The sequence below is a fragment of the Paenibacillus sp. N119s genome, assembly GCF_059447605.1.
Genome location: NZ_JCAJRU010000007.1, coordinates 24,671 through 49,213, shown reverse-complemented (window position 1 = coordinate 49,213; position 24,543 = coordinate 24,671). Strand labels below are relative to the sequence as shown.

At 47.9% G+C, this 24,543-nt stretch carries 24 protein-coding genes and 1 pseudogene; 14 read left to right on the top strand and 11 right to left on the bottom strand.

Annotated features, from left to right (window positions below; genetic code table 11):
* The 5 genes and pseudogenes from AC5V8P_RS02130 to hydF all read left to right on the top strand — a co-directional run.
* Nucleotides 1–220, top strand: a pseudogene (locus AC5V8P_RS02130) (4Fe-4S dicluster domain-containing protein); the annotation flags it as partial.
* A gap of 68 nt (nt 221–288) precedes the next feature.
* Nucleotides 289–1,758, top strand: a complete 1,470-nt coding sequence (locus AC5V8P_RS02125) for a [FeFe] hydrogenase, group A (protein WP_081276783.1) — start codon at nt 289–291, stop codon at nt 1,756–1,758.
* A gap of 71 nt (nt 1,759–1,829) precedes the next feature.
* Nucleotides 1,830–2,420 (top strand): 4Fe-4S dicluster domain-containing protein, encoded by a 591-nt coding sequence (locus tag AC5V8P_RS02120; protein WP_064796445.1) that lies wholly within the window; start codon nt 1,830–1,832, stop codon nt 2,418–2,420.
* 1 nt (nt 2,421) lies between these two features.
* Nucleotides 2,422–3,870 carry an aspartate ammonia-lyase gene (locus AC5V8P_RS02115; protein ID WP_081276775.1) on the top strand — a complete coding sequence of 483 codons (1,449 nt, stop codon included), beginning with the start codon at nt 2,422–2,424 and terminating at the stop codon, nt 3,868–3,870.
* Entirely contained in the window at nt 3,857–5,110 is a 1,254-nt protein-coding gene (hydF, locus tag AC5V8P_RS02110; RefSeq protein ID WP_064796444.1) for a [FeFe] hydrogenase H-cluster maturation GTPase HydF, read from the top strand. Before AC5V8P_RS02115 ends, hydF begins: the two co-directional genes overlap by 14 nt.
* A 140-nt stretch (nt 5,111–5,250) precedes the next feature.
* Here hydF and hydG read toward each other — a convergent pair whose 3' ends face one another.
* The 3 genes from hydG to AC5V8P_RS02095 all read right to left on the bottom strand — a co-directional run bounded on the left by hydG (nt 5,251) and on the right by AC5V8P_RS02095 (nt 8,237).
* Nucleotides 5,251–6,663 carry a [FeFe] hydrogenase H-cluster radical SAM maturase HydG gene (gene hydG / locus AC5V8P_RS02105; protein WP_064796443.1) on the bottom strand — a complete coding sequence of 471 codons (1,413 nt, stop codon included), beginning with the start codon at nt 6,661–6,663 and terminating at the stop codon, nt 5,251–5,253.
* 48 nt (nt 6,664–6,711) lie between these two features.
* Nucleotides 6,712–7,764 carry a [FeFe] hydrogenase H-cluster radical SAM maturase HydE gene (gene hydE / locus AC5V8P_RS02100; RefSeq protein WP_269203222.1) on the bottom strand — a complete coding sequence of 351 codons (1,053 nt, stop codon included), beginning with the start codon at nt 7,762–7,764 and terminating at the stop codon, nt 6,712–6,714.
* A gap of 254 nt (nt 7,765–8,018) precedes the next feature.
* A complete protein-coding gene (locus tag AC5V8P_RS02095; RefSeq protein WP_231116809.1) occupies nt 8,019–8,237 on the bottom strand; it encodes a stalk domain-containing protein in 219 nt (72 codons plus the stop codon).
* A 119-nt stretch (nt 8,238–8,356) separates the two neighbouring features.
* On the opposite strand from AC5V8P_RS02095, the gene AC5V8P_RS02090 reads away from it, so the two are divergent.
* Nucleotides 8,357–9,274, top strand: coding sequence for a LysR family transcriptional regulator (locus AC5V8P_RS02090; RefSeq protein WP_064796441.1), 918 nt, complete (start codon nt 8,357–8,359; stop codon nt 9,272–9,274).
* A 336-nt stretch (nt 9,275–9,610) separates the two neighbouring features.
* Here the strand turns inward: AC5V8P_RS02090 and AC5V8P_RS02085 are convergent, their stop codons facing one another.
* The 5 genes from AC5V8P_RS02085 to AC5V8P_RS02065 form a co-directional block, all read right to left on the bottom strand.
* Entirely contained in the window at nt 9,611–9,751 is a 141-nt protein-coding gene (locus AC5V8P_RS02085; RefSeq protein ID WP_196771839.1) for a hypothetical protein, read from the bottom strand.
* A gap of 77 nt (nt 9,752–9,828) precedes the next feature.
* Nucleotides 9,829–10,629 (bottom strand): DUF3592 domain-containing protein, encoded by an 801-nt coding sequence (locus AC5V8P_RS02080; protein WP_064796440.1) that lies wholly within the window; start codon nt 10,627–10,629, stop codon nt 9,829–9,831.
* A gap of 73 nt (nt 10,630–10,702) precedes the next feature.
* Nucleotides 10,703–11,122 carry a hypothetical protein gene (locus tag AC5V8P_RS02075; RefSeq protein ID WP_063213432.1) on the bottom strand — a complete coding sequence of 140 codons (420 nt, stop codon included), beginning with the start codon at nt 11,120–11,122 and terminating at the stop codon, nt 10,703–10,705.
* A 235-nt stretch (nt 11,123–11,357) separates the two neighbouring features.
* Nucleotides 11,358–12,638 (bottom strand): helix-turn-helix domain-containing protein, encoded by a 1,281-nt coding sequence (locus AC5V8P_RS02070; RefSeq protein ID WP_064796439.1) that lies wholly within the window; start codon nt 12,636–12,638, stop codon nt 11,358–11,360.
* Nucleotides 12,639–12,660: 22 nt separating this feature from the next.
* Complete coding sequence (locus AC5V8P_RS02065) at nt 12,661–13,479, bottom strand: carbon-nitrogen family hydrolase (RefSeq protein WP_064796438.1); 819 nt, start codon at nt 13,477–13,479, stop codon at nt 12,661–12,663.
* 176 nt (nt 13,480–13,655) lie between these two features.
* On the opposite strand from AC5V8P_RS02065, the gene AC5V8P_RS02060 reads away from it, so the two are divergent.
* The 8 genes from AC5V8P_RS02060 to AC5V8P_RS02025 all read left to right on the top strand — a co-directional run bounded on the left by AC5V8P_RS02060 (nt 13,656) and on the right by AC5V8P_RS02025 (nt 21,538).
* Nucleotides 13,656–14,837: a pyridoxal phosphate-dependent aminotransferase gene (locus tag AC5V8P_RS02060; protein WP_064796437.1), complete on the top strand. Its 1,182-nt coding sequence runs from the start codon at nt 13,656–13,658 to the stop codon at nt 14,835–14,837.
* A gap of 340 nt (nt 14,838–15,177) precedes the next feature.
* The gene (proB, locus tag AC5V8P_RS02055) at nt 15,178–16,284 is read left to right on the top strand and encodes a glutamate 5-kinase (protein ID WP_064796436.1); all 1,107 of its coding nucleotides are present in this window, start codon (nt 15,178–15,180) and stop codon (nt 16,282–16,284) included.
* A gap of 12 nt (nt 16,285–16,296) precedes the next feature.
* Nucleotides 16,297–17,589 (top strand): glutamate-5-semialdehyde dehydrogenase, encoded by a 1,293-nt coding sequence (locus tag AC5V8P_RS02050; protein ID WP_064796435.1) that lies wholly within the window; start codon nt 16,297–16,299, stop codon nt 17,587–17,589.
* A 39-nt stretch (nt 17,590–17,628) separates the two neighbouring features.
* Entirely contained in the window at nt 17,629–18,495 is an 867-nt protein-coding gene (proC, locus tag AC5V8P_RS02045; RefSeq protein ID WP_064796434.1) for a pyrroline-5-carboxylate reductase, read from the top strand.
* The gene (locus AC5V8P_RS02040) at nt 18,492–19,703 is read left to right on the top strand and encodes a 2,3-diketo-5-methylthiopentyl-1-phosphate enolase (RefSeq protein WP_064796433.1); all 1,212 of its coding nucleotides are present in this window, start codon (nt 18,492–18,494) and stop codon (nt 19,701–19,703) included. The genes proC and AC5V8P_RS02040 overlap by 4 nt, the downstream gene beginning before the upstream one ends.
* Nucleotides 19,700–20,377, top strand: a complete 678-nt coding sequence (locus AC5V8P_RS02035; RefSeq protein ID WP_064796432.1) for a 2-hydroxy-3-keto-5-methylthiopentenyl-1-phosphate phosphatase — start codon at nt 19,700–19,702, stop codon at nt 20,375–20,377. Before AC5V8P_RS02040 ends, AC5V8P_RS02035 begins: the two co-directional genes overlap by 4 nt.
* Entirely contained in the window at nt 20,377–21,033 is a 657-nt protein-coding gene (locus tag AC5V8P_RS02030; RefSeq protein ID WP_064796431.1) for a methylthioribulose 1-phosphate dehydratase, read from the top strand. Before AC5V8P_RS02035 ends, AC5V8P_RS02030 begins: the two co-directional genes overlap by 1 nt.
* 154 nt (nt 21,034–21,187) lie before the next feature.
* Nucleotides 21,188–21,538, top strand: coding sequence for a DUF4440 domain-containing protein (locus AC5V8P_RS02025; protein WP_081276773.1), 351 nt, complete (start codon nt 21,188–21,190; stop codon nt 21,536–21,538).
* A 102-nt stretch (nt 21,539–21,640) separates the two neighbouring features.
* Here the strand turns inward: AC5V8P_RS02025 and AC5V8P_RS02020 are convergent, their stop codons facing one another.
* The 3 genes from AC5V8P_RS02020 to AC5V8P_RS02010 form a co-directional block, all read right to left on the bottom strand.
* On the bottom strand, nt 21,641–22,252 hold the full coding sequence (locus AC5V8P_RS02020; protein ID WP_064796430.1) for a flavin reductase family protein: 612 nt from the start codon (nt 22,250–22,252) through the stop codon (nt 21,641–21,643).
* A 164-nt stretch (nt 22,253–22,416) separates the two neighbouring features.
* Nucleotides 22,417–23,199 carry a hypothetical protein gene (locus AC5V8P_RS02015; protein WP_064796429.1) on the bottom strand — a complete coding sequence of 261 codons (783 nt, stop codon included), beginning with the start codon at nt 23,197–23,199 and terminating at the stop codon, nt 22,417–22,419.
* Nucleotide 23,200: 1 nt separating this feature from the next.
* Nucleotides 23,201–24,466, bottom strand: a complete 1,266-nt coding sequence (locus AC5V8P_RS02010) for a hypothetical protein (protein ID WP_064796428.1) — start codon at nt 24,464–24,466, stop codon at nt 23,201–23,203.
* Between the last annotated feature and the right edge of the window lie 77 nt (nt 24,467–24,543).

The window sequence follows — 24,543 nt, the reverse complement described above, 5'->3', positions numbered from 1 at the left end:
TCGAGCCGGGCGCGCTGTCACGCAGTCCGGTCTGACTAACCGTGCAAATCGAACCGCGCTTCCCCGCACTGCGGCAAGCAAATGCGATCTGTGCGCGGAAACAGAGAACGGACAGCCTGCTTGTGTAGAGGCCTGTCCAAATCATGTGCTACGGCTGGCCAAAGGCATATCCGACTCGCCTCCAGAGCCTCGGCGGGAAGTCTTTTTCCCACGCCTGTAAGGTCAAAATCAGCCGCAGAAAGGTAGAAAACCATGTCAACAACAGACAAGATCTCTTCGCCTCCTTGTATGAGGACGTCTGATTCTACAGACCCTGTCATTCATATTGACCCAACGCTCTGCACTGGATGCCGACGCTGTGCGGGTGTTTGTCCGGTAGATGCCATAGAGGGGCTGCCTGGAGAACCTCAAACTGTGAACGCAGACCGCTGTGTTATTTGCGGTCAATGTGTGCAAATCTGCAGCGTATACGCCTCAGATTGGGCAGATTCATCTCCGCAGGCAGCTGCCGCCCAACGTCAGGAACGTATACGTGAACGCGATATGCCTGCCGACATCGGCGAGCCACTATTTGCTGCCTATTATAGCTATAGCCTAAATAAGGTAGCAGACATGATGAAGAAACCAGGACAGCTTCGGATCGTTCAGTGCGCCCCAGCCATTCGCGTGTCTCTCGCGGAGGAATTTGGCATGCCATTTGGTACACTAACGCCCGGCAAAATGGCCGCTGCCCTTCGTCGCCTCGGCTTTGATCGAGTATATGATACGAATTTCGGAGCTGACGTAACCATCATGGAAGAAGGCACCGAGCTGATTCGCCGCGTAACCCAGGGTGGACCATTACCGATGTTTACATCCTGTTGTCCAGCTTGGGTCCGTTTTGCCGAGATCGAATATCCCGATTTGCTAGACCATCTATCTAGTTGCAAATCACCGATGCAAATGGTGGGAGCACTGGTCAAGACCTATGGTGCACAACTGGATGAGGTCGAACCAGCGAATATTTACAGCGTTGCGATTATGCCTTGTACCTGTAAACAATTTGAGTGCGATCGTCCTGAAATGGAATCCGACGGTTATCGTGATGTAGATGAGGTGCTGACCACACGTGAACTTGCATACTGGATCAAACAACAAGGCATTGATTTTATGAACCTGCCTGATGAAGAATTCGATGCCCCGTTAGGACAATATTCAGGAGCTGGCACTATTTTTGGTGTAACTGGAGGAGTTATGGAAGCTGCCATCCGTACAGGCTATGAGCTGCTGACGAATGAAAAGCTGCCAAAGCTCCAGCTGGATTTTGTCCGTGGCGAGGAAGGCATTCGAGTAGCAGAGGTACAGGTCGGCGATTTGCAGCTCAAGGTAGCGGTCGTCGCTGGACTCCAACATGCCTATCAGCTCCTGGATCGTGTGCAGGCTGGCGAATGTGATTATCATTTTATTGAGGTGATGGGCTGTCCAGCTGGATGTATCAGCGGAGGAGGGCAACCCAAGCTCATGTTGGAAAAACAAAAAGTCGAGGCTTATCGTGCACGCAAATCGTCCATCTATGGACATGATGCTGCATCTCAAGTGCGCAAATCGCATGAGAATCCTTTTATTATCAAGCTGTACGATGAATTTCTAGGCGAGCCACTAGGTCATGTATCACACCATCTCCTGCACACGACCTTTCAAAAGCGTGGACCCGGCAGGCAGAGCCACAGCAGCAGTGATATGTCCGTCAAAGGACATAACGATTATCCCGTTCATTAGTACGTTCAACACATAGAGATAAATCATTAGAAGTTATAATTTGTCGTTAGTTAGAGAGGAGTCGAGTTAGTATGAATCGCTTTGTTTTAGCTGATCCCGATCAGTGTATCGGCTGTCGCACCTGTGAAATCGCCTGTGTTATCGCACATTCACCGGAGAACCCTTTTATCTCGCCAGATGACGAGTTTCATTTTCACCCTCGCCTCAAGGTGATCAAATCCTTTGGAGTCACCGCGCCTGTCCAGTGTCGTCACTGTGAGGATGCTCCATGTGCTAATGCTTGCCCGAACGGCTCCATTACGAACGCAGACGGCTGCATTCTTATTAACAGCGAAAGCTGCATTGGCTGTAAAACCTGTATGATCGCCTGCCCTTATGGGGCGATTACTATGGTGCCTCAATATAAAGACGGTCAGCCTGTCGTGCAAGATGGTCTGTACACTAATGTGTCAGGTCGTTTGCAACCCAAAGAACGCATGATCGCCAGCAAATGTGATTTGTGCGAAGGTGTGGACGGCGGACCAGCCTGTATTGGAAAATGTCCAACTCAAGCCCTCAAGCTGGTCGAGCCAGATCTGGTTCATGCCCGGGTTGAGGAAAAACGAGCTGCAAGTGCACGTCAACTGCTGCATATGACACGCATTCCGGCGACAGGTCTATGACATGAACCCGTTTTCTCCGCTGGTCAAAGTTATGCGTACTGAACGGGATGCACTCGGAGACATGGACATTCCTGTGGATGCCTTGTATGGTATTCACACCGCGCGCGCGATGAACAATTTTGCAGTCAGCGGCAGACCTGTGAACAGAAACCTGATCCAGGCTCTTATATTGGTGAAAAAAATGGCTGCTCAAGTCAATGGTGAGCAAAAACGAATACCTGCCCGCCGGGTATCTGCCATTGTAAATGCTTGCGACGAATTACTCGCCGGACGGCATCAAGATATGTTTACCGTGGATGCCATACAAGGCGGCGCAGGCACCAGTACCCATATGAATGTGAATGAGGTCGTTGCTAATTTGGCCGTCGCACATCTAGGGGGACAGCCGGGACAATATGAGCTTGTACATCCGCTGGATGATGTCAACTGCTGCCAATCTACGAATGATGTCTATCCTACGGCGCTACGAATTGCAGCAATACGCCTGCTGCGCCCTTTATGTGACACGATGTCTTCGTTACAAGCTGCTTTCCAGCAAAAAGAAATAGAATATGCCGACCTGCTCAAATTAGGTCGCACACAGCTAATGGATGCCCTGCCTATGATGGCCGGGCAAGGCTTTGGTGCCAACGCAAAAGCTATAGCGCGTGACCGTTGGCGCCTCTATAAAGCCGAAGAAAGGCTGCGTGAAATCCCTATAGGAGGCACAGCGATTGGCACAGGTATGAATGCGCCTCGCGCCTATAGCTACCGAATGGTCGAAAAGCTGGCAGATGAGACTGGATTAGGGCTATGCCGTAGCGACCACCCCATGGACCCCATTCAAAATATGGATGTCTTCGTGGAGGTATCGGGTCTACTCAAATCCGCTGCGGTAAATTTGCTCAAAATATCTGGCGATTTTCGTCTGCTGGCCTCTGGTCCTTTCGGTGGTATCGGTGAATATATGTTACCTCCGGTTCAAGCTGGTTCCTCTATTATGCCTGGCAAGGTCAATCCGGTGATGGCTGAAATGGCCGGATTGACAGCAATGCGCGTGATGGCCAATGATGCAGCTATAACAATGGCTGCTGCCTCTGGACAGCTGGAGCTGAACGCGTTCCTGCCGTTGATTGCCGAGTCGTTGCTGGAATCACTGCATATTCTCAGCAATGCTATTCAACTATTCGAGGAACGGTGTGTTCGCGGTCTGATCGTACATGAGGAACGCTGCTCTGATAATCTGCGCAACTCAGCTGTGATGGCTTCCGCGCTGGTCGCAGAGCTTGGCTATGATGAAGCTGCTTCCATTGCATCAGCAGCCATTGCACAGGGTCGCTCACCTGAGGATATTGCAGAGGATCGTGGTCAACTGACCCGTGCGCGGATTGACCAATTGTGCCATCCCTATACCGTTACAAAGCCTGGAATTCCAGGGCAGGAAGAAGGAACTCACCATGGGAATGAATGATACTCCGAGAAGCAACCGACCGCATATCGTTCTGCTTGGTCGCCGAAATGCAGGCAAATCCAGCATTCTGAACACTTTGACCGGCCAGCCCGCCGCTGTGGTATCTCCTGTAGGAGGAACGACTACGGACCCTGTTTTCAAGCCGATGGAGCTACTCCCTGTGGGTCCTATTGTTCTGGTGGATACCGCCGGACTGGACGATGAGGGTGAGATCGGGGAGCTGCGCCGCAACAAGACGCTAGAAATTGTTAATAGTACAGACTTGGCTCTGCTCGTCATCGACGCCACTGTTGGCGTCGGTCCATTCGAGCATGAACTGCTTGAAAAGCTACGCGCCAAAAAGATTCCTGTCATTGGGGTACTTAATAAAATAGACACCCTTGCTGAATCAGATCCGATGGCTGCAACACTGGAGACCGAATTGAATCTCACACTGATTCCTTTCAGTGTTTCTTTGCTCCGGGGGGACACAGAACTGAAAAAAGCCATCACGAATACACTCCCCCAAAACGAAGATCGCTTCCGCATCGTAGGTGACCTGTTGTCACCTGGCGATCTGGTCGTGCTGGTGGTTCCCATCGATAAAGCTGCGCCAAAGGGTCGATTGATTCTGCCGCAGCAGCAAACGATCCGTGATACGCTAGAGAGCGATGCTATCGCTGTAGTGACCAAAGAGCATGAACTACGCTTGACGCTAGAGCGACTGGGGAACAAGCCTCGTCTGGTCATTACCGATTCACAGGTCTTTATGAAAGTCGCAGCCGATACGCCCAAGGATGTACCTCTTACCTCTTTCTCCATTCTGTTCGCCCGTCACAAAGGCGATCTGGACGAACTAGTGCGAGGAGCAAGAGCCATTGATCGCCTCAAGGATGGAGACCGTGTGCTCATTGCCGAAGCCTGCACTCACCAATGCCAATCTGACGATATTGGTCGAGTAAAAATCCCTCGTTGGCTCCGTCAAACAATAGGCAAACGCCTCATTATTGAGCATGCATCTGGCTCCAGTTTCCCTGACGACTTGAGTGAATATGCGTTGGTTATTCATTGCGGTGCCTGTATGCTCAATCGGCGTACAATGCTTCACCGGATGTCTGAAACGAAAGCCGCCGGGGTGCCGATTGTGAACTATGGTGTTTTCATCGCTTATGTACAGGGTGTCTTTCCCCGTGCTATTGAATGTTTTCCATCCGCCATGCTGGCATGGGAGCAAGCGGCTGAAGCCGAAAGTTATTCTTAAAATCTCGTCATTAATACTTTTTCTCTTGACATACAAAAGCAGCCGCGCTGATTCCAACGCGACTGCTTTTTATTTTCAATTCCTATTAATAAAAAATGAGAATTTCATGACGTGATTAATACTACCCATAATATAAATTACTAAAAATACAAATCGCGCTCGCCAGCTTCCAATCGTTCGAGTCTGTCAAGCGTCAAACGGCGCGTCGATTCACGTGGTATACGCTCCAGATTCTCTCGCAGCGCAGCAGCTCCTAGTTCACGTGCCTCCTCGTCCCCATAATCCAGTAGATATTCTTGGAAGGTCAGCAGCGAATTAGGCTGGCACACATTGTTAATTTGTCCAGATTTAGCAAGTTCCATGAAGCGATCTCCGGTTCGTCCCTCACGATAGCAAGCTGTACAGTAGCTCGGCATATATCCGCCACGGCACAAACTTTTAATAATTTCTGATGGTGAGCGATGGTCTCCCACCTCAAATTGGGGCTTGTCTTCCGTGTCCTGTTTTGCATAGGCCCCTACGCCTGTAGCTGAACCTGCACTAATCTGTGACACGCCTAGGCCGATGACACGGTCTCTATATTCTGGCTCCTCGCGTGTGGACAGGATCATACCAGCATAAGGAACAGCCAGTCGAAGAACGGATACAATTTTCATAAAATCCTCATCGTTGACCAGATATGGATATCGTTTCAGGTCCACATTTTCAGCTGGGCGCAATCTTGGAACCGAGACTGTATGAGGCCCACAGCCAAAGGTTTCTTCCAAGTGCTCGGCATGTTTCAGCATCGCTACAGTTTCATAGCGGAAATCATACAAACCGTATAATACACCGATTCCCACATCATCTATACCCGCACGCATGGCTCGGTCCATTGCGGTGGTGTGCCAATCAAAGTCCCGTTTTGGTCCTTGTAAGTGAAATTTACGGTAGCTTTCCCGGTGATATGTTTCCTGAAATAAAATATACGTCCCAATACCCACCTCTGCCAGCTTCCGATAGTCCTCCTCGGTTGTAGATGCAATATTTACATTGATCCGCCGGATGCTGCCGTTATCTACCTTGACCTCATAAATCTGGCGCAAACAATCGACAATATAGTCGATAGGACAATGAACAGGGTCTTCTCCCGCCTCCAGTACGAGTCGCTTGTGTCCCAGTTCTTGAAGCACTCTAACCTCCTCTACCAATTCCTTCGGAGTCAGGCGACTACGTGTAAAGCTGTCATTGGTATGCTTGTAGCCACAGTATTCGCAGTTATTAACGCAGTGGTTGCTTACATATAAAGGAGCGAACAGTACAATCCGGTTGCCGTAAATCTGCTCTTTGACTGCCCGCGAGGCTTTGAACATCTCTTCCAATAATTCTGGATCATCTACATGCAAAAGAGCCGCCGCTTCACTCGCATTCAGTCCGCGGCAGGCTCTACCCTTTTCTAAAATTTCCAAAATGCGCTGTCGATTTGTTGCCTCTTGTTTCCCTTGCTCCACAGCGGCCATAATCTCCGCTTCATTAATAAAATCCGCCGACACTTTCTCTCGTACTCCACTCACGTATACCCATCTCCTTATTTATGGTTACTGCAATGTTCCGTTACGACCTCATAAAGTCTCTTGTCTCAAAAGCTGACGTTGTACTCTCAAACTATCTCCACGTCCCATATCGACTTCAAATCCAGCTCCACGGATCCGCAGTTCCAAGCAATGCCGACATTGGGCAGACTCATCGCCCAAACATATTTTATTCTCATAAATGGCATACTTAGGCCTCACCGCCAGCGGCGACAAATTAGGCATCACCACATTTGCTCCCGCCTGAAGTGCCTTCTCCCTTCCTTGGGGATGAATCGTCCCCATGGCCGTGGATGCCGGGATAAGCGCATCTGGAACGACCAATCGGGATAATGAAATGATATCAAGCGCCTTTTCCATGCTTCCCTGACTGGCATCACGGAGTGGCGTATTGCTGTGCGGTAAGAAAGGGCCAATCCCGATCATATCTGGTGACAGACTGTGCAAATAGACCAAATCGTCTGCCAATTCGCTGTTCGTTTGTCCCGGCAATCCCACCATACATCCAGCCCCGATCTGAAATCCGATACGCTGCAATGCCCGCAGACGGCTGCGCCTGCTTTCGATCGTCATCGTCGGGTGGAGCTTGGCATACAAACTGGGAGAAGCTGTCTCATGCCGAAGCAAAAAACGGTCCGCGCCCGCCTCGTATAGTCGCTCATAAGTTTCGTCATCCCGTTCACCGATGGACAATGTAACCGCCACATCCGTAAACCGGCTTTTAATTTCCCGAATTAGTTTCGTCAGCCGGGCAGTCGTAAACCAGTAGTCCTCCCCACTTTGCAAAACAAAGGTCCGATAGCCCAGTTCGTACCCCTCCGCGCAACAGGCCAGAATTTCTTCCGGCTTCAACCGGTAACGGTCTGCCTGTTTATTCGAAGCGCGCAGTCCACAGTACATGCAATCCTGACGACATATACTTGAGAATTCAATTAATCCTCGTAAAAAAACACCTTTTCCATAACGCTCCAATTTGGTGCGAGCTGCCAGTTGGCGCAGTTGAGCTCGTAGCGTCGGCTCACTATCCAGACGTGTCAGCAGCTCCGTCATTTCCGTATGCGTCCATTCCTTGCCATCAGCCAGACGCAGTAATAATTCGTCCGTGACTCATCCCTTCTTCCCTCGTCCATCCGGACTTTACATCATCAGTGGCCTATGTAGTACATGTATTATTCTAACAACATTAGAGAGAAGATAACGTGACTAGTTTCACAGAAAATCCCATTTTCTGAAAATCAATTTCATTCTCAACTTTTAAACTTTGTATTCATCTATACACAAAAAAAGCTGCCTCCTCCTTTAAATAAGAAACAGCTTTTATCGATGGTTTTGTTTTATTACTGAATCAAATCAATCGCCTGTTGGGGTACAAAATAATCAACGCCGTTAAATACGATTACACCGTTGAGCGTGGAATGTTTACCATTCAATGTAGCAATACTTTTGTATACTGGAAGCTCCAGCTTGTTACTGTCTTTAGTTACCGTGATGACTTTCGTGTCCGCAGAAAACTTGGCTCCCTTAGCTTCAAATGCAGCTTTTGCAGGAACAAACAGCTGCTTGCTGACTGGTGTGACACATGAAATTTGTTAGGACTGGGCATTTAATTTTATTATTGTATAATCAGTCTATGATGTAATAGGAAATGCTTATAAGACAAGGAGCGTAAAATACGATGGAATTCAGACAGCTTCAGTACACTTTGCAAATTGCAGCGGAAAAAAACTTCTCACGCGCAGCAGAAAAACTGCACATTGCTCAACCCTCGTTGAGCCAGCAATTGTCCAAACTGGAAAAAGAACTTGGGGTGCTGCTATTTCAACGCAACACCAGCACGGTGGAATTAACACATGCTGGAGCAAGCTTTGTGGAAAAGGCAAAAAAAATAGTCGATGCGGTGGAACAGCTCCGACAAGAAATGGACGATATCTCTCAGTTGAGAAAAGGGAAGGTCGTCGTTGGCAGTATGCCTATCACGGGCTCCCACCTGCTGCCACATGTTCTGCCTGTATTTAAGAAGGCGCATCCAGACATTGAAATCGTGTTAGTCGAAGATTCATCCATGAATCTGGAGAAAAAAACGGCCAGTGGTGATACAGACCTCAGCCTACTCTCTCTCCCCTTAGTAGAGCCTACACTTTCTTATGTACCCATCGGTGAAGAATGGATTGATCTCGCTGTTCCTCCGGGTCACCCCCTAGCCCTGCGTAAGAACGGTACTAAGCCGCAACCCGTGCATATGGAAGAACTTAAAGACGAGCCTTTTGTTGTCCTGAAAAAAGGACAAGGCTTTCGCAAGCTGACGATGGATCTATGTCATCAAGCAGGCTTTGAACCCCATGTGGTGTTTGAAAGCACTAATATGGAGACGCTCCAATCGCTCGTCGCGACAGGCATGGGGGTGACACTGGTCCCCCGTTTTATTGCCCGTGCCGCCAGTAGCGAGTTTGTTCCAGCACTGCTGCCACTAGCCGAACCTACCCCCAGCCGTACTCTGGCGATTGCTTACCGCAACGGACGTTATTTGTCTAAAGCTGCTGAAGCCTTTATTGATACCTTCCGAGAAACAGTCAAGCAACTTTCTCAAAAGTAGGAGCAAATATGGAAAGGACCGTCTTCCTCCCCAGCCAGCCAGAGAGGAAAACGGTCCTGGGGCTTCGCCCCTATACTTTCAACACTGCATTTAGTTCACGGGTTCGATTTACTGTTTGCGTGTTGCTTCCATCTGTCTTCAATGAACCACATTTCGTTTTCATTTAAATTTCATGTCAGCCTCGCCTGATTACTCTACGCTTGCTCGGAAACTCCACTTTATCCATCCCGCATCACTTCTTTCCTTAAGGTCTCTAGTCTTGGTATCCCAAGAATGTTCTACCTCAGTTCCAATGTGCTGTGTGATCCCAAAGTGCCTGTCCTCGCCTTGTTGTGATCAGGGTGTCTCTACATGGGGTGGACTTTTATCCTGATCATAGCCCATTTCATAGTTGTTTCCGACAACCTGTCTATTTAAGCCTCTCGGCCGTAACAGGCCATCCCTATTCGCCAGTTCGGATCTACTTTGGTTATCCATCGTTATCAACCTCCTGGTGTCGGGATACTATTATAATACACCTATAGGCTGTATCTGAAACAGGTGGGACAATTTTTTTATCGGGAAGAACCAAATGCTTGCTGCACGTCATCTTCACTCACTTGTGTCTTAATAACCAGTTTCGAAGGGTCTTGAGGCGAATATATAACCTCTACAATACTTCCCTGCTGCAGTTTAGATAGTTGGGAAGAAAAAACATCCTTTTGCGTGGTTACATTAAATGTTTCGCCATTGTTTTTTGTTACCGTCAGTGTGAATTGAAGTTTGATTTTATTGGGCCCCGCTTCCCCCATGGGTGTGACATCCAGTATCTTCGCATAGGCCTGCTCGCCGGTTTTGGCAATTTCCATCAGCTCAGGCGATACGCCCTGCTTGACCATCTGCTCATTCATTAACGTTTGCAAATCCATTTGCGACACCTGACCTTTCAGGTCAAGACCTACCTTCATTTTGTTTTTCTCTGATATGATCAAGGGAATGATTGTGCCTGGCTGAAATTGAGCCATGGAGGTCAATGGAATAATCGTCGTCAAAACAGTATCATATTTGTCTTCTCCCTGCTTGGTTACGGTCAACCCGAGCTTTACCTGCGGCTGGTTGTTTATATATGTGCCTGTTTGTTGGACACTTGTAATGATTCCCACTCCAGGAACACCCTTCTTGATTTTACCCCCTCCAAAAAATAGACCTAAAATGCTAGGCAGAAATATAAGCGCAAAGCCTGTGTAAATTAACGGCCGATACCATGGCGCCTCCATAATCAAAAATGGATCATCCCATAAATATTCAGCCAGAAAAGGTGAAAACCCAACGCCAAACACCAAAAGTACCCCGATCAGACTCAAAAATCCTTTCATCTTCCAAAACCCCTTTTTCAATCATCTATTTTAAAAAATATGCTCGTAAGAAAGGTGAACCGACTCTATTCATTTACGCTGTCACGAGCCCCATATAAATCAGCTCTGAGGGATTTACCGGGTTACTCCCCAGCCCCACCGTATCTCCAGGCCGCGGAATTTGCAGCTTGGAAACGAGAGTTTCCAGCGTTTTTTGGTATCGGTTGCCGCTTACTTCCGTCACATCTAGTACAAGCACCACAATCGGATCAAAATTCACAAGTTTCCCAGTATCTGTTACCGAAATGACAACTGCAGTCGCTGCCATCGCCAATCCACCGTTAGCCGCCGTTTGGGCTTGCCTTGCCGAGTTTAAACTCTGGTTGATCTGTTCCCGCTGCTCCTGGGGGATTAGACCTTTCATAAATAATCCAGACAATCCCTTATTCATCAGTTGATCGGCATGTTCTATCGCATCCTGCTGTTTTTTCTTCTTGCTGAAAAAGTTCATCATGTAGCTGCACCTCGTATACTGTATTGTTGTTCCTTATGAATTCAGTATAGAAGACGGTATCCGGCTTCACAATACGTTTTGGCACATACAAAAAAACCGAAAAAACAGCAGCTTTAAACTGCATTTTATCGGTTTAGTTTTGAACTTTGGCATGGTTTGCACAAAATTTTGCTCAATTCGGAGCATTCTTTCGTATGATCGTCCAATCGTTTTGCGCAAAACAAGTGCACGCATACTATTTTTTACGCAAAAGATAGACCAGTTTACGATAATACGCTGATGATTCTTTATAGCGACGGCTATCCTCGGACACTACAGCCAGCGTTTCATATAGCTGCTCAAGTCGTGTTGGATGCTGGAGGGCTTCAAAATAAGGCAAACATTGCTGAGCATGCACCCAAAAAGCATCCTGATTTCCCTGGGCAAGCGCAAGCTGGCTTTCATAAAAATCAAGTCCCATTTGCTGATCTGTTGTCAGATTAGTTTTGCGCAGAAAATCCAGATGCTGTGAGAGCAGCCCCCAGTTTTTCCGGGCAAACGCAATCTCGCAGCGATATATCAGCGTAACGGGCAGCATCATTTGTTGCATTTCCTCGCGCTCCCGGCTTACCAGTGCTTCAAAACGCACCACTTCCTCCAAGGCCTTATCCAGCTCGCCAATCGACGTCAGCATAATAATCCGATTGTTCAGGATCGTCGTGAGCATATCTGCTGCATTTTCCAAATAGACCAAATTGGCTTCCGCCATAGACAATGTTAACAGTGCCTCCTGTACAGACCCCATAGCAAAACAATAACCGCTGTAGGCCACATACAGGCCTGTCAAACGGTGAAAAAGCCGATCATCATATACCCTGCGCATCGTCTGCTCGAACACCTGCTTTGCCTGATCAAATTGCTTGACCTGAATGCAGGCCTCCATCGTAATGTTTTGCGCATTGAGCCAGTTTTCCGTCCCCTCTTCCACCAGGCGGATGAGCTGCGTAACGCTATTTAGTACATCATAATAATGGTTTTTAGAGCGGAAATACTGAATCTTATAAAATAAAATTGCTTTTTTTAGCGGTGCAGGCAGCTCCACCTCATCCGAGCGACCAAACTTCTCCAAGTAAAAATTCAAATAGGTTTGATGTAAATATTCGTAGGCCGTTGGGTCATTGATCTGCTGAAAATAAACAGCCTTCATCAAATAAGTCGTCATTTCCACGACAAGCGAATCATTGCGATCCTCCAGGTGATCCACATAGCTTTCTGTCGTGGTGTTAGCCAGCTTGGACAGCTCTGTGAAAATCTTATCCGCTACAGCCAGCGTCTCCTCATCTTCTGCTGATGCACGCAATAGATAGGAAGGTTGTACACCTAGACGCTCAGCAATTTGCTCAGCCAGATCCTCGGCCATCGGGTAACGGTCAGCCAGTATATTTGCAAAATGTGCAGGTGTAACTAATCCGTCTACCAACTCTTTACGGGACAGGTTTTTCTTTTTACACAAAAATTCAATGCGTTCCTTCAGCATGTATTAATCCTTTCTACACTGATTATCGGTCATACAGTAGGGGTCGCCGATCTTCAAACACCGGAATACGCCCACGCACATCCTGAACCAATGCAGACTCAATGAACCCTGTGACAATCTCCTCCTGCTCTCCCCCCTCGGCCATGATTTCTCCCCACGGATCGATGATGAGCGAATGCCCAAAGAAATCGGTTTCTCCACTACGACCTACACGGTTACAAGCAATGACGTACATTTGATTTTCAATAGCCCGTGCGGTCAGCAGGGTGCGCCAGTGATGAAGCCGTGGATGGGGCCATTCTGCGGGTACGATCAGCAAATTTGCACCGGACAGGGCCAAGCTGCGGGCCAATTCAGGAAAACGGATGTCGTAACAGATTGACGCTCCAGCCTGTATCCCGCCATCCAGTGCAAATATCACCTTTTCCTCACCAGGCTGTAAATATTTCTCTTCATCCATAAGTCGGAACAGATGAATTTTGGAGTACGAAGCCACCTCTGTGCCTGTACGGTCAAAAACGAGCATTGTATTATACACATGACCGTCGCTCTTTTTCTCTGCGATCGATCCGGCTACTACATTCACTTGGTGAGTCGCAGCAAATTTGGCTATCCATGCCCGAGTCTCCGTTCCTTCCTCGTCCGCCAGCTGATGAATGCGATCCAAGGCATAGCCTGTATTCCACATTTCCGGCAGAACAATCAGGTCCGGCTTTTGTTCGGCCTTTACCGCTTGTTCCATTAATAATCGAATATGACTGTTGTTTTCCGAGGGATTTCCTATTTCTATATGCGCTTGTATAAGTGCCACACCGAATGGTTGAGCTTTCTGATACGTCAAAATCCTTCATCCTCTCTGTGAGTCGGAACTTTCCGTGCCCCATGTCCGGTATTTTCTCCCATCATAGCCCGATTAGTCTGGATTACGCAACCCATGCAAGCTTAATCCCCCCTATACAACTCGGTAAAATCGTGATAGATTGTTTCTTAAACTATTCCAAAAGGTCGTGTACATAGATGACTCATTTTTCTATTCCCTCCGCTGACGTCATGAAGCAGTTACCCACTCAATTTTTTGCCACACTTGTACAAAATGTAAACCGTGAAATTGCAGCAGGGCATGATGTCATTAATCTTGGGCAGGGAAACCCGGATACTCCCACTCCTTCTCATATTGTTAAAGCTTTGCAGGAATCAGCGGATAACCCGCTGTATCATAAGTATTCACCTTTTCGCGGTTACAGCTTTCTCAAAGAGGCCATTGTCCAGCGCTATCAGGAGGATTACGATGTAACGCTTGACCCGGAAAGCGAGGTCGCCATCCTGTTTGGCGGAAAAACAGGCTTGGTTCAGCTACCGCAAGTTCTGCTCAATCCCAGCGATGTGTGCCTCGTCCCTGATCCCGGCTACCCCGATTACTGGTCTGGCGTAGCCTTGGCTAAAGCGGAAATGTCCTTCCTCCCCTTAAAGGAAGAGAACCGTTACCTGCCCGATTATGAAGCCATTACCGAAGAAGATCGCCGCCGCGCCAAATTAATGTTCCTGAACTATCCGAATAATCCGACTTCGGCAACTGCTCCACTTTCCTTTTACGAGGAAACGGTTGAATTTGCGCTACGTAACGGTATTGTGGTTGCCAGTGATTTTGCCTATGGCGCTATTGGATTCGATGGCAAGCGGCCTGTAAGCTTCCTTCAGGCCGAGGGGGCGAAGGATGTGGGAATTGAGTTCTATACCTTGTCCAAAACATACAATATGGCAGGCTGGCGTGTTGGTTTCGCGCTCGGTAATGCCAAAATCATTTCGCTGATTAATTTGCTACAGGACCATATTTATGTCAGCCTGTTTGGCGGCATTCAGGCAGCAGCGGCGACAGCCCTGACGTCCTCACAGGAATGCGTAACCGAGCTGGTTGCTCGCTATGAATCACGCCGTAACGCTTTTTATGATGCCCTTGGGCAAATAGGCTGGAAGGCGACGCGTCCAAGCGGCTCCTTCTTCAGCTGGTTGCCTGTGCCGCAGGGCTATACTTCTGCTTCCTTTGCGGATCTGCTACTGCGTGAAGCCAAGGTAGCTGTCGCTCCAGGGATTGGGTTCGGTAGCGGCGGCGAAGGATATGTACGAGCAGGGCTTCTGAGCTCAGAGGCTCGACTGGCCGAGGCGGCTGATCGAATCGGCAAGCTAAACCTGTTTGGTTAAGCCGTATTTTCCAGCTACAACTTCTTTGCCAAACTTGGTCTTTTCGTGGTATTCTGTATCCAATATCATTTAGCGCGTTGAAGGGACTATTAAGAGAGGCTCAGTCCTGTTCAGAGAGTAAATTCCGATAGGCTGTAAGAATTTACCTGGACTCTCTCCCAACTCCTATCCCCGAGCGCCCTGCGCAATCAGGCGGTTCCTGCCGTTAACAGGGTTCAAGTGGGATGATCATGAATCATCAATGAAGGTGGTACCGCGGAAGCACAAACTTTCGTCCTTTTTATACAAAGGATGAAAGTTTTTTTGCATTAAAAAGAGTAAAATTAAGGAAGTGGACATCTTGTCAACACGTATTGTCATTAAAATCGGCAGCAGCTCCCTGACTGGAGTGGAAGGTGGACTGAATCGGGAAGCCATCGCTTATTTTGCCAGGGAAATCAGCTTGCTTCGTGCAAAGGGCTATGAAGTGCTACTGGTTACTTCAGGCGCTGTAGCCGCCGGGTTCCGGGAAATTGGGTATCCTTTCCGGCCCAAACTGCTACATGAAAAGCAAGCGGCCGCTGCCGTAGGCCAAGCTCTTCTGATGCAAGCCTATGAGCAGGCTTTTAAAAATTTTGACCTCGTGATCGCGCAGGTTCTGCTGACCCGTAGTGACTTCTTGAGCCGCAAACGGATGAACAATGCCGGAATGACCGTAGAAGAATTGCTGCGCCAGCAGGTTATCCCGATTTTTAACGAAAATGACACCGTATCGATTGACGAATTGAAATTCGGCGATAACGATATGCTGTCTGCGCTAGTTGCTAATCTGGTCAAGGCCCAGCATTTGATTATCATTACGGATACAGATGGCGTATATACGGCAGACCCGCGCAAGCATCCGAATGCCGTACGTTTTGAACGTATCGAGGAAATTACAGAGGAGATTTATGCATTAGCCGGAGGTTCAGGATCATCAGTAGGAACTGGCGGAATGCGATCCAAAATTGAGGCTGCCAAAGTAGCTACACGCGGAGGTGTGCCTGTATATGTGGGTCGCGTAAGCGAGAATGGCGATTTGGACGCAGCCGTCGCAGGGCATGGACCAGGCACTTATTTTGATACTCACCTGTCTTCACTGCCGATGAAAAAACAATGGCTTGGATTTATGTCCACGCCTCTTGGCTCAGTGCATGTAGACCAAGGAGCCGAGGAGGCGTTGGTACACGGAGGACATAGCCTGCTTCCGGTTGGCGTACGCCGTGTAGAGGGCAGCTTTCATGCCGGAGATGTCGTTGAGGTGCTGGGACCGGAAAATAAGGTGTTAGGACGCGGCATCGTGAATTATGATGATGAACAGCTTCGAATCGTACAAGGTTTACCCAGCGGCGAGGTTGTGGGCAAAATTGGCCCTATTCACCGGCTTGAGGTGATCCACAGGGACGAATGGATTACATTATGTATGTAGGGAGGCCATATTATGAGTGATTTAACGACAAACACAGCAAAAACAGAAAAAAACCAGTTCAGTGAAGTACGAACCAAAGCAAGTCTCGCGAAAAAAAGTGCCATCATTATGAACCGACTGACTACAACCCAAAAAAATGAAGCATTACTTGCTATGGCCGAAGCTCTAGTGAACCATACTGAGGAACTCATTACAGCGAATCATATGGACCTGGAACGTGGAAAGGAACTAGGTACGTCGGAGTCGCTGCTCGACCGCCTCAAGCTGACCGAGGAGCGAATCGGAGCTATTGCCGAAGGATTACGCCAGATTGCTGCGCTACCTGATCCAGTCGGAGACACGCTTGAGCAAATTGAGCGTCCCAACGGTCTGCGAATTGAAAAAATACGTGTACCGCTAGGTGTCATCGGCATTATATATGAAGCACGTCCAAATGTGACTGTGGATGCTGCAGGTCTGTGCTTGAAAACAGGCAATCCGGTTGTGCTGCGCGGTGGTTCGGCTGCTCTCTCCTCCAATCGCAAGATTATTGAAGTGCTCCAGCAAGCGCTAGACGCCACAGCCGTGCCGCGCGAGGCGCTTCAACTTATTGAAGATTCAGACCGTGCCTCTGTCAACGAAATGCTTACGTTGAATGGCTTGCTGGATGTGATTATTCCACGCGGCGGGCGTTCACTCATTCAAAATGTTGTTCAAAACGCTACCGTGCCTGTCATCGAAACGGGAGCTGGCGTATGCCATACATTCCTGGACGCTACAGCGAATGCAGAAATGGCCGAAGCCATTACACTCAACGCCAAAGTCCAAAGACCGTCTGTATGCAACTCGATGGAAACATTGCTTGTGCACTCGGATTATGCACAAGCACATTTAACAGAATTAGCGGAACGTTTCCGTAATGCCGGGGTTGAGCTGCGCGGTTGTGCGCGGACACAAGAACTTGTTCCTTGGGCTGTTCCTGCTACGGAAGAGGATTATGGCACCGAGTATAATGATTACATTTTGAATGTCAAAGTCGTAAACCATTTAGACGAAGTACTGGAGCACATTGCCCGCTATGGTACGATGCATTCAGAGTGTATCGTCACCGAGGATACAGCTCATGCTGAGCGTTTTCTGCAAGAAGTGGATGCGGCAGCCGTGTACCACAATGCATCCACCCGTTTCACGGATGGCTTTGAGTTTGGATTTGGTGCCGAGATCGGAATCAGCACACAAAAATTACATGCCCGTGGCCCCATGGGATTGCCTGCCTTGACTTCAACCAAATACCGCGTGTACGGTACTGGACAAATCAGGGAATAATATCATAAATCAATCCGTAATTTTGGAGGTTATGAATCCATGTGTGAATCACAAACAAAGGTGTTAATTAACGAACAAATTACGTTTTTCGGGGCAGGTTCAATGGCTGAGGCTATTATTCGTGGGATGACGAATCGTTCTGTCGTCAAACGTGGCGGTATTACCGTCATCAACCGCAGTAATCAGGCTCGCCTTGAAGAACTTCAGCAGCAATACGGAGTATTATTCCAAACTGAAGATGCCGCCAAAACAGAACTGCTGCGTCATTCTCCAGTGATCGTACTTGCCATGAAACCTAAAGATGCTGCCAAGGCCCTTGGACAGCTTGGTCCCCTCCTGTCAGATGAACAGCTGATCATTTCAGTCATCGCCGGTTTGTCTATTCGTACCATGCAAACATTGCTGGGTCGCAAGCAGCCCATCGCGCGGACGATGCCTAATACGTCCAGCTCGATTGGACTCGGTGCCACAGGCATCAGCTTTTCCAAAGAGATCAGCAAAAGTCAGCGCAAAAACGTGCTTACGATGTTCGAATCTGTAGGTACGGTAACGGTTATAGAAGAAGAGAAAATGGATATATTGACTGGCATTTCCGGAAGCGGTCCTGCCTATGTCTACTATTTAATGGAAGCCATGATCGCCGGGGGAATTCGCGGTGGCTTGACTCCTGAACAAGCGCACGAATTAACGGTACAAACTGCGCTTGGAGCAGCACGCATGGTACAACAAACCGGAGAGGAGCCTTCTGCTCTTCGCCACAAAATCATGTCTCCTAACGGCTCCACGGTAGCTGCATTGGAAACACTGGACAAAGGTGACTTCTACGAAACGGTGATTGCGGCGGTGCAGCGCTGTGCTGAACGATCCCGCGAGATGGGAGCTGTACTTAAGGAGGGAATTGAATGAGCTATTGCCTGGCGACCTACCGAGTATACGATGACAGAGCTGATTTTAACAAAAAGGCCCAATCTATTGCCATCGGCATGACGGTGGGCAGCTGGACTGAGCTCTCTCAGACCAAGCGGGCTGCGATGCAAAAACACCTCGGCTCTGTTCAATCTGTAGATATTCACGATGGAGGCCCTGGTGAGCGGTACGCCGACCTGACCATCGCTTACCCGGATGTTAATTTCAGCCGAGATATCCCCGCTTTGCTGGTTACGGTCTTCGGCAAAATTTCAATGGACGGCCAAATTAAGCTGACGAAGCTAGGTTTCTCGGAAGCCTTCCTCTCTGCTTTTTCGGGACCGAAATTTGGTATCAGCGGCTTGCGCGATCAGCTTGGCGTGTATGATCGACCTCTGCTTATGAGCATTTTCAAATCCGTGATTGGGCTCAACTTGGACGAACTGCGTGAACAGTTTACCCGTCAGGCTCTCGGCGGCGTTGATCTAATCAAGGACGACGAGATCTTGTTTGAAAATGCGCTGACGCCGATTGAAAAACGTGTTGAAGCCTGTATCCGGGCCGCTGAAGCGGCTGAGCGTGAAACTGGTAAAAAGCTGCTGTATGCTGCTAATCTAACCGGTCCAACCTCGCAGCTCAAAGCGCAGGCCCTCAAGGCTATCGACGCAGGCGCGAACGCGTTACTGTTTAACGTGTTGGCCTACGGTTATGATGTGCTGCATGAACTTAGCAGCGATCCCGCCATCTCAGTGCCGATTGCAGCGCATCCTTCGTTAGCGGGTGCTACTTACCCATCGCCTCATTATGGCATATCGGCGTCCGTCCTGCTCGGTCAGCTTATGCGCCTGGCTGGTGCTGACCTTGTTCTCTTCCCTTCTCCCTACGGCTCCGTGACGATGCCACGTGAGGAGAACATGGCGATCCGCGACGAACTGATCACTCCTGATTCACCGCTGAAGGCCAGCATGCCTGTCCCTTCAGCAGGGATTCACCCAGGGCTGGTGCCGCTCATTGTGCGTGACTTTGGTACCGATGTGGTGGTTAACGCTGGGGGTGGCATTCACGGACATCCACTGGGTACAGAAGCTGGTGGCCGTGCTTTTGTGCAGGCGATTGAAGCGGTCCAGCACAATGTTCCGCTGGCACAATTCGCCCGTACTCATCCTGAGCTGCAATCTGCGCTTGACACGTGGGGAGGCGAACGATGAGCACTACAAAGAAGCCCGTCATTTTCTGCGATTTTGACGGGACCATTACAAACAATGATAATATTGTCGCTATTATGAAGCATTTTCAACCTGCGGGCTATGAACCTATCATGCATCAAATTGTGAACGGACATATATCCATTCGTGAAGGTGTAGGGGCGATGTTTGCCCTCATGCCTTCAGAGCAAAAGGACGAAATTATCTCCTATGCACTTGGACAAGCGGGTATACGTGAGGGCTTTGCACGCTTTTTAGACTTTGTTCAAGAGCAGCGGATTGAATTTTTCGTTACTAGCGGCGGTATTGATTTTTTTATTGATCCATTGCTAAAACCGTTTAATATTCCACACGATCACATTTATTGCAATGGAGCGGATTTTTCGGGAGATCACATCCAGATCACGTGGCCGCATCAATGTGAGGAGCCGTGTAAGAATGACTGCGGCATGTGCAAAACAACCGTCATTCGTCAATATCCTCCCGAGCAATACGAATGGATTTTGATTGGCGACAGCCTGACCGATTTTGAAGGAGCCAAAATTGCCGACTTGGTGTACTCCCGCTCGCATTTGACATTAAAGTGTCAAGAGCTTGGTGTACCGCATGTACCCTTTGAGACATTTGACGATATTATCAAGGATCTAAAGCAAAAACAGGAGCAGGGGGTACTGTAATGAGTTTTAACCTGGCAGACATTTCATTCGAGGAAAAACGCCGTGCTCTGGAAGAACTTGCTGATGTCAAGGAACTATTCGCCTCGCGCAATTGGTTCCCAGGCACAAGCGGCAATTTGTCGATCCGAATCGGTGATTTTCATCCTGAACAATTTTATTTTGCAGTCACCGCTAGCGGCAAGGATAAGACCAAGCGCACTCCTGAGGATTTTCTGTTCGTAGATCAATACGGAAAAGCAGCAGAAGCCACAAACCTCAAACCAAGTGCAGAAACGCTCATCCATTGCGAAATTTACCGACTGACAGGCTGTGGAGCGGTTTTTCATGTGCATACCGTGTTTAACAACCTGATTTCTGAATATTACGGCGAGCAGGGCTTTGTACCTGTACAAGGCATCGAGCTCATTAAAGCTTTTAACATTTGGGAGGAAAATGCCGCCATTCAGATTCCCGTGCTACCCAATTATGCTGATATCGCCTCGATTGCCAAGCTGGTGCCGGGCGTGCTGAATGATCAGGTTCCAGGGATTTTATTACGTAATCACGGTATTTATGCATGGGGGCGTGATGTGTTTGAAGCTAAAAAGCATCTGGAGGCTTTTGAGTTTCTGTTTGAAACGACCTATCGCTCCCTACTGCTAAAAGCTTTGAAATGAATAACTTGTAAATATTAAAGATGCATATCGGTGAACTATAAAAATTGGTCATCAAATGTCGGGAACGGAGCCTAGCGAAAGCACGGTACGTTCTCTTTTTTATTCAAAAGGGTTCTAGCCCACTGGCAAGATAAAAATGAGTTGAGGTGGTCCGGTGAGTAAAGTTTTAGAAGACATAATACTAAATTTAGAAAAGCAGCTGATGCATGCTCAGAGAGAGGATTTTGAAAGACTATTAGCTGATGACTATCTTGAGTATGGTTCGTCGGGTAAAAAGTACGATAAGTCAATGCAATTAAGCTTTTTAATTGGTAAATCTCTATTAGACTATATTCCATTTGTGATTACTGACTTTAACATAAGGCTGTTATCTTCAAATATTGTACATGCAACATACTGTACGGAATCGATTGATGCTGGAAATAAGTCACTTAGAAGTTCCATTTGGAAATTAAATGAAGGGCAATGGCAATTGGTTTTTCATCAGGGCACTCCAACCCACTAGAGTCTCATTCTAAACCTTCGATCTCCTAAATCCTGCAAACATCTTTGAATATTTTCATTGCCTGGCAAGTTCCTTTTGCTTCATGTTGTAAAAAAACGTCCCCTATTGGGGACGCTCCAGCGTGAATTGCTCTCCTAGCTTTGCATAGTTATTCCCAGCCAACCGACTCACCGGACGCAACTCCTTGGCAATCACATATGTATTTTGGTACGCTTCCTCCGACAAATGATACTGCACTACGCGACCAATTAATAGATCACAGGCAGGTGTGTCCTCCTTGCCTCCCAGCGGGATCACTTTCTCCAAAATACATTCCATGCGAATCTTCGCTTCCGTCACACCCGGAACGGCGATTTTTGTACTCTGGATCGGAGTAAGACCTGCCAGTGCAATCTCACTCTCCTCCGGCGACAGACGGGAAGCCGTCACATTCACCGCCCCCACGTTGTCTTCGTCTGTAATATGTACGACAAAAGCATTATGCTCTATCGCATTACGTGCTGTATCTTTGGAAACTCCATCAACACGCTGTACGGATACAGACAGCAGTGGCGGCTCGGCGGCAACGATAGAAAAATAACTGAACGGAGCACCATTCAGCACCCCTTCGCTGCTCAAAGTCGTAACAAACGCTACTGGCCTTGGGATAATACTTCCGGTCAACAGCTTATAATTTTCACGCTCTGTAAGTGTGTCAGGATTCAATGAAATCATTTTTTCCCTCTTTTCCAGTTACATTCGCTCTTCGAATGCATATCATCAAATTACGCCTGGTTAAGCAACTATATGTTTGAACTAGTGACATAGCGAAAACCCAAGCTCCCTAACAAGTATCGCGTGTATAATACAAAATGTAAAGCTGAAGCTGGAAGCACTCTCTATTTTTCAATCACATTTCCCTGACTGTCACGCACAGTAACCGCTATTCCCTCAGGCACAGCAATGGTAACGTCCAGCTGATGATGTGTTTGCATAAAACGTGTGGGAACCTGGCTGAGAAGTACATACAGTGTATCTCCAACTTGCTTTGTCTGATACAGCTCCATTCCTTTGAAATCCTCCTCATTGCCTGTATATACATAACTCCCGAACACATGCACCTCCGGTGAGGTGGTTGCGTCAATTTTGACTGCATAAGGGTCTTCACCCTGCACAATCACCTTGGTTACTCCGGCTGGCAGCTTTTCATGCCAATCTGGAAGAATCCTTGTTTCCTGTACCGAACTCATTATTTCTCTAACTTGCGGTGTGATCCCTAATGAACTGACCAGCGCAAATCCAATACAACAAAAAACCAATACCGCCGTAATAAACATGCTGAACACATCATATCGAATGCGCTCACGTGTCCCTTTCCAGGCAGTATACATTAAAATTTCCAGTCCCAGCAAAACAAATACGACAGGCCACCAGGTTAGCGCCTGATCCAGTATGCCTGCTCCCCAAAACTTGGAGGCAAACGTTACGCCCCCCAGCAGCACCAAGAACAGCCCCATTGATAGTCTTCCGACTTTCCATACACCTGTTGGCGCGTTGGAGTTCTTAGAGGTACCATTCTTATGAGATGAAGTGCCCAATATGCCTGTTGCACCAGTCATGTCGTTTTGAGAGTGATGGGCTCCCTTAAAGGAAGCCTCACTCTTTGAAAATTCAGTATCCATTTTATCGTTTCTCCTTTGCTCGCTTAGATTTGGAATTGCCGATCATCATCCAAACACCGCCGCCAATTAATAGGAGGGAGACAATAATGGTTCTTAAATACATGTCAACTATGTTGTAAATTCGTTCATCCGGGAACAGGCGATCCAGTGTTGGAACAAGTACGTTAATCAGGATGTAGTATGCACCCAGCAGAAGCAGTCCTAAGCCTACCCAGCGGTGATATTGAGCAAACATACCGATCACAGGCTTGTCGATCAGCTGCTCCCGTCCATAACGGCTTACCTGCTGCAATGCATCAAAAAAGCTGTAAAACCAGACCACCGGAATGAGGAACAAAAAGAGTGAGAGATGTAGCACGTCCAGTATATAGATAAATCCTAAAAATAGTAGCATAAGCTGGAGTCCACGTTTTTGCAAACCAATATACATATGCCCGGCACCCGGAAATACCGATAAAATGGTAGCCAGCATTTTACTACGACGTCCCTCAACTCTTCCATGCTCCAGTTCCTCAAACAAAGTCCGATCCTGAAGAATTTCTCCGGCTTGTTTGCGGTGTACATGCTGCACCGCATCAAACATACAATACAGCCAAATAATCGGCAACACGCCCGCAAACGCCAAAAATCCGGATTCGTTCGTAATGCTGGTAATAAAGACGAGAATCGCTCCAAAGCCAAAGAAGGATAGTAAAAAAGACAAGCCACGCTGCATCAGCCCCAAATGAAGGTGTCCCAATCCAGGAATAAATGACAGCAAAATCGTAAAAAATCGCTCATTGTCTGATCCTTTTTGAAAAGCAGGTGATCCTGCCATACCATAGTAGCCTTGTTGATAATGGTTATGGTCTGGGCCAGATCCCATACCCGCTCCCGGGGCATTTGTGCCTGTGTCCGTTGCCCCCTCTGGTACCTCTCCTGTTAAACCAGTCTCTCCATAAGGTCCACTTTGCGAGTAAAAGCCATATGGATTGGGTCCTACATGAGGGGGATATGGAGCAGCAATTGCACGAGGATCATAACGTAACAAGCTAATCACAATGTGCAGCATGCTGAGTCCCCACAAAAGAGCAGCAACAAATATACTTCCCAGAAAAGGCGTTCCATCCCTTGACACTACTGAAAAAAATAATCCTCCAGCCAGAAATCCGAAAAACAAAATAGTATATACAAACGAATTGGCTTTTCTGGTCCAGTAATAATGTCCTACACCTGGAATGATGTTCAATAGAAATGCCAAGAGCTTGCTTCGTTCCGTATAAGGCATTGCTACACTTCCTTTCTATTTATGAGAACTTGATAAATGTCCAACTGAAGGCTGGTTTAAACTTGTTCATCTTACCC

What these genes read in the sequence shown, in the direction of transcription:
- AC5V8P_RS02125 (WP_081276783.1), top strand. Translation starts at nt 289, where the DNA reads ATGAGGACGTCTGATTCTACAGACCCTGTCATTCATATTGACCCAACG.
- AC5V8P_RS02120 (WP_064796445.1), top strand. Translation starts at nt 1,830, where the DNA reads ATGAATCGCTTTGTTTTAGCTGATCCCGATCAGTGTATCGGCTGTCGC.
- AC5V8P_RS02115 (WP_081276775.1), top strand. Translation starts at nt 2,422, where the DNA reads ATGAACCCGTTTTCTCCGCTGGTCAAAGTTATGCGTACTGAACGGGAT.
- hydF (WP_064796444.1), top strand. Translation starts at nt 3,857, where the DNA reads ATGGGAATGAATGATACTCCGAGAAGCAACCGACCGCATATCGTTCTG.
- AC5V8P_RS02090 (WP_064796441.1), top strand. Translation starts at nt 8,357, where the DNA reads ATGGAATTCAGACAGCTTCAGTACACTTTGCAAATTGCAGCGGAAAAA.
- AC5V8P_RS02085 (WP_196771839.1), bottom strand. Translation starts at nt 9,751, where the DNA reads ATGGATAACCAAAGTAGATCCGAACTGGCGAATAGGGATGGCCTGTTA.
- AC5V8P_RS02080 (WP_064796440.1), bottom strand. Translation starts at nt 10,629, where the DNA reads ATGAAAGGATTTTTGAGTCTGATCGGGGTACTTTTGGTGTTTGGCGTT.
- AC5V8P_RS02075 (WP_063213432.1), bottom strand. Translation starts at nt 11,122, where the DNA reads ATGATGAACTTTTTCAGCAAGAAGAAAAAACAGCAGGATGCGATAGAA.
- AC5V8P_RS02070 (WP_064796439.1), bottom strand. Translation starts at nt 12,638, where the DNA reads ATGCTGAAGGAACGCATTGAATTTTTGTGTAAAAAGAAAAACCTGTCC.
- AC5V8P_RS02060 (WP_064796437.1), top strand. Translation starts at nt 13,656, where the DNA reads ATGACTCATTTTTCTATTCCCTCCGCTGACGTCATGAAGCAGTTACCC.
- AC5V8P_RS02050 (WP_064796435.1), top strand. Translation starts at nt 16,297, where the DNA reads ATGAGTGATTTAACGACAAACACAGCAAAAACAGAAAAAAACCAGTTC.
- proC (WP_064796434.1), top strand. Translation starts at nt 17,629, where the DNA reads ATGTGTGAATCACAAACAAAGGTGTTAATTAACGAACAAATTACGTTT.
- AC5V8P_RS02040 (WP_064796433.1), top strand. Translation starts at nt 18,492, where the DNA reads ATGAGCTATTGCCTGGCGACCTACCGAGTATACGATGACAGAGCTGAT.
- AC5V8P_RS02035 (WP_064796432.1), top strand. Translation starts at nt 19,700, where the DNA reads ATGAGCACTACAAAGAAGCCCGTCATTTTCTGCGATTTTGACGGGACC.
- AC5V8P_RS02030 (WP_064796431.1), top strand. Translation starts at nt 20,377, where the DNA reads ATGAGTTTTAACCTGGCAGACATTTCATTCGAGGAAAAACGCCGTGCT.
- AC5V8P_RS02020 (WP_064796430.1), bottom strand. Translation starts at nt 22,252, where the DNA reads ATGATTTCATTGAATCCTGACACACTTACAGAGCGTGAAAATTATAAG.
- AC5V8P_RS02015 (WP_064796429.1), bottom strand. Translation starts at nt 23,199, where the DNA reads ATGGATACTGAATTTTCAAAGAGTGAGGCTTCCTTTAAGGGAGCCCAT.
- AC5V8P_RS02010 (WP_064796428.1), bottom strand. Translation starts at nt 24,466, where the DNA reads ATGCCTTATACGGAACGAAGCAAGCTCTTGGCATTTCTATTGAACATC.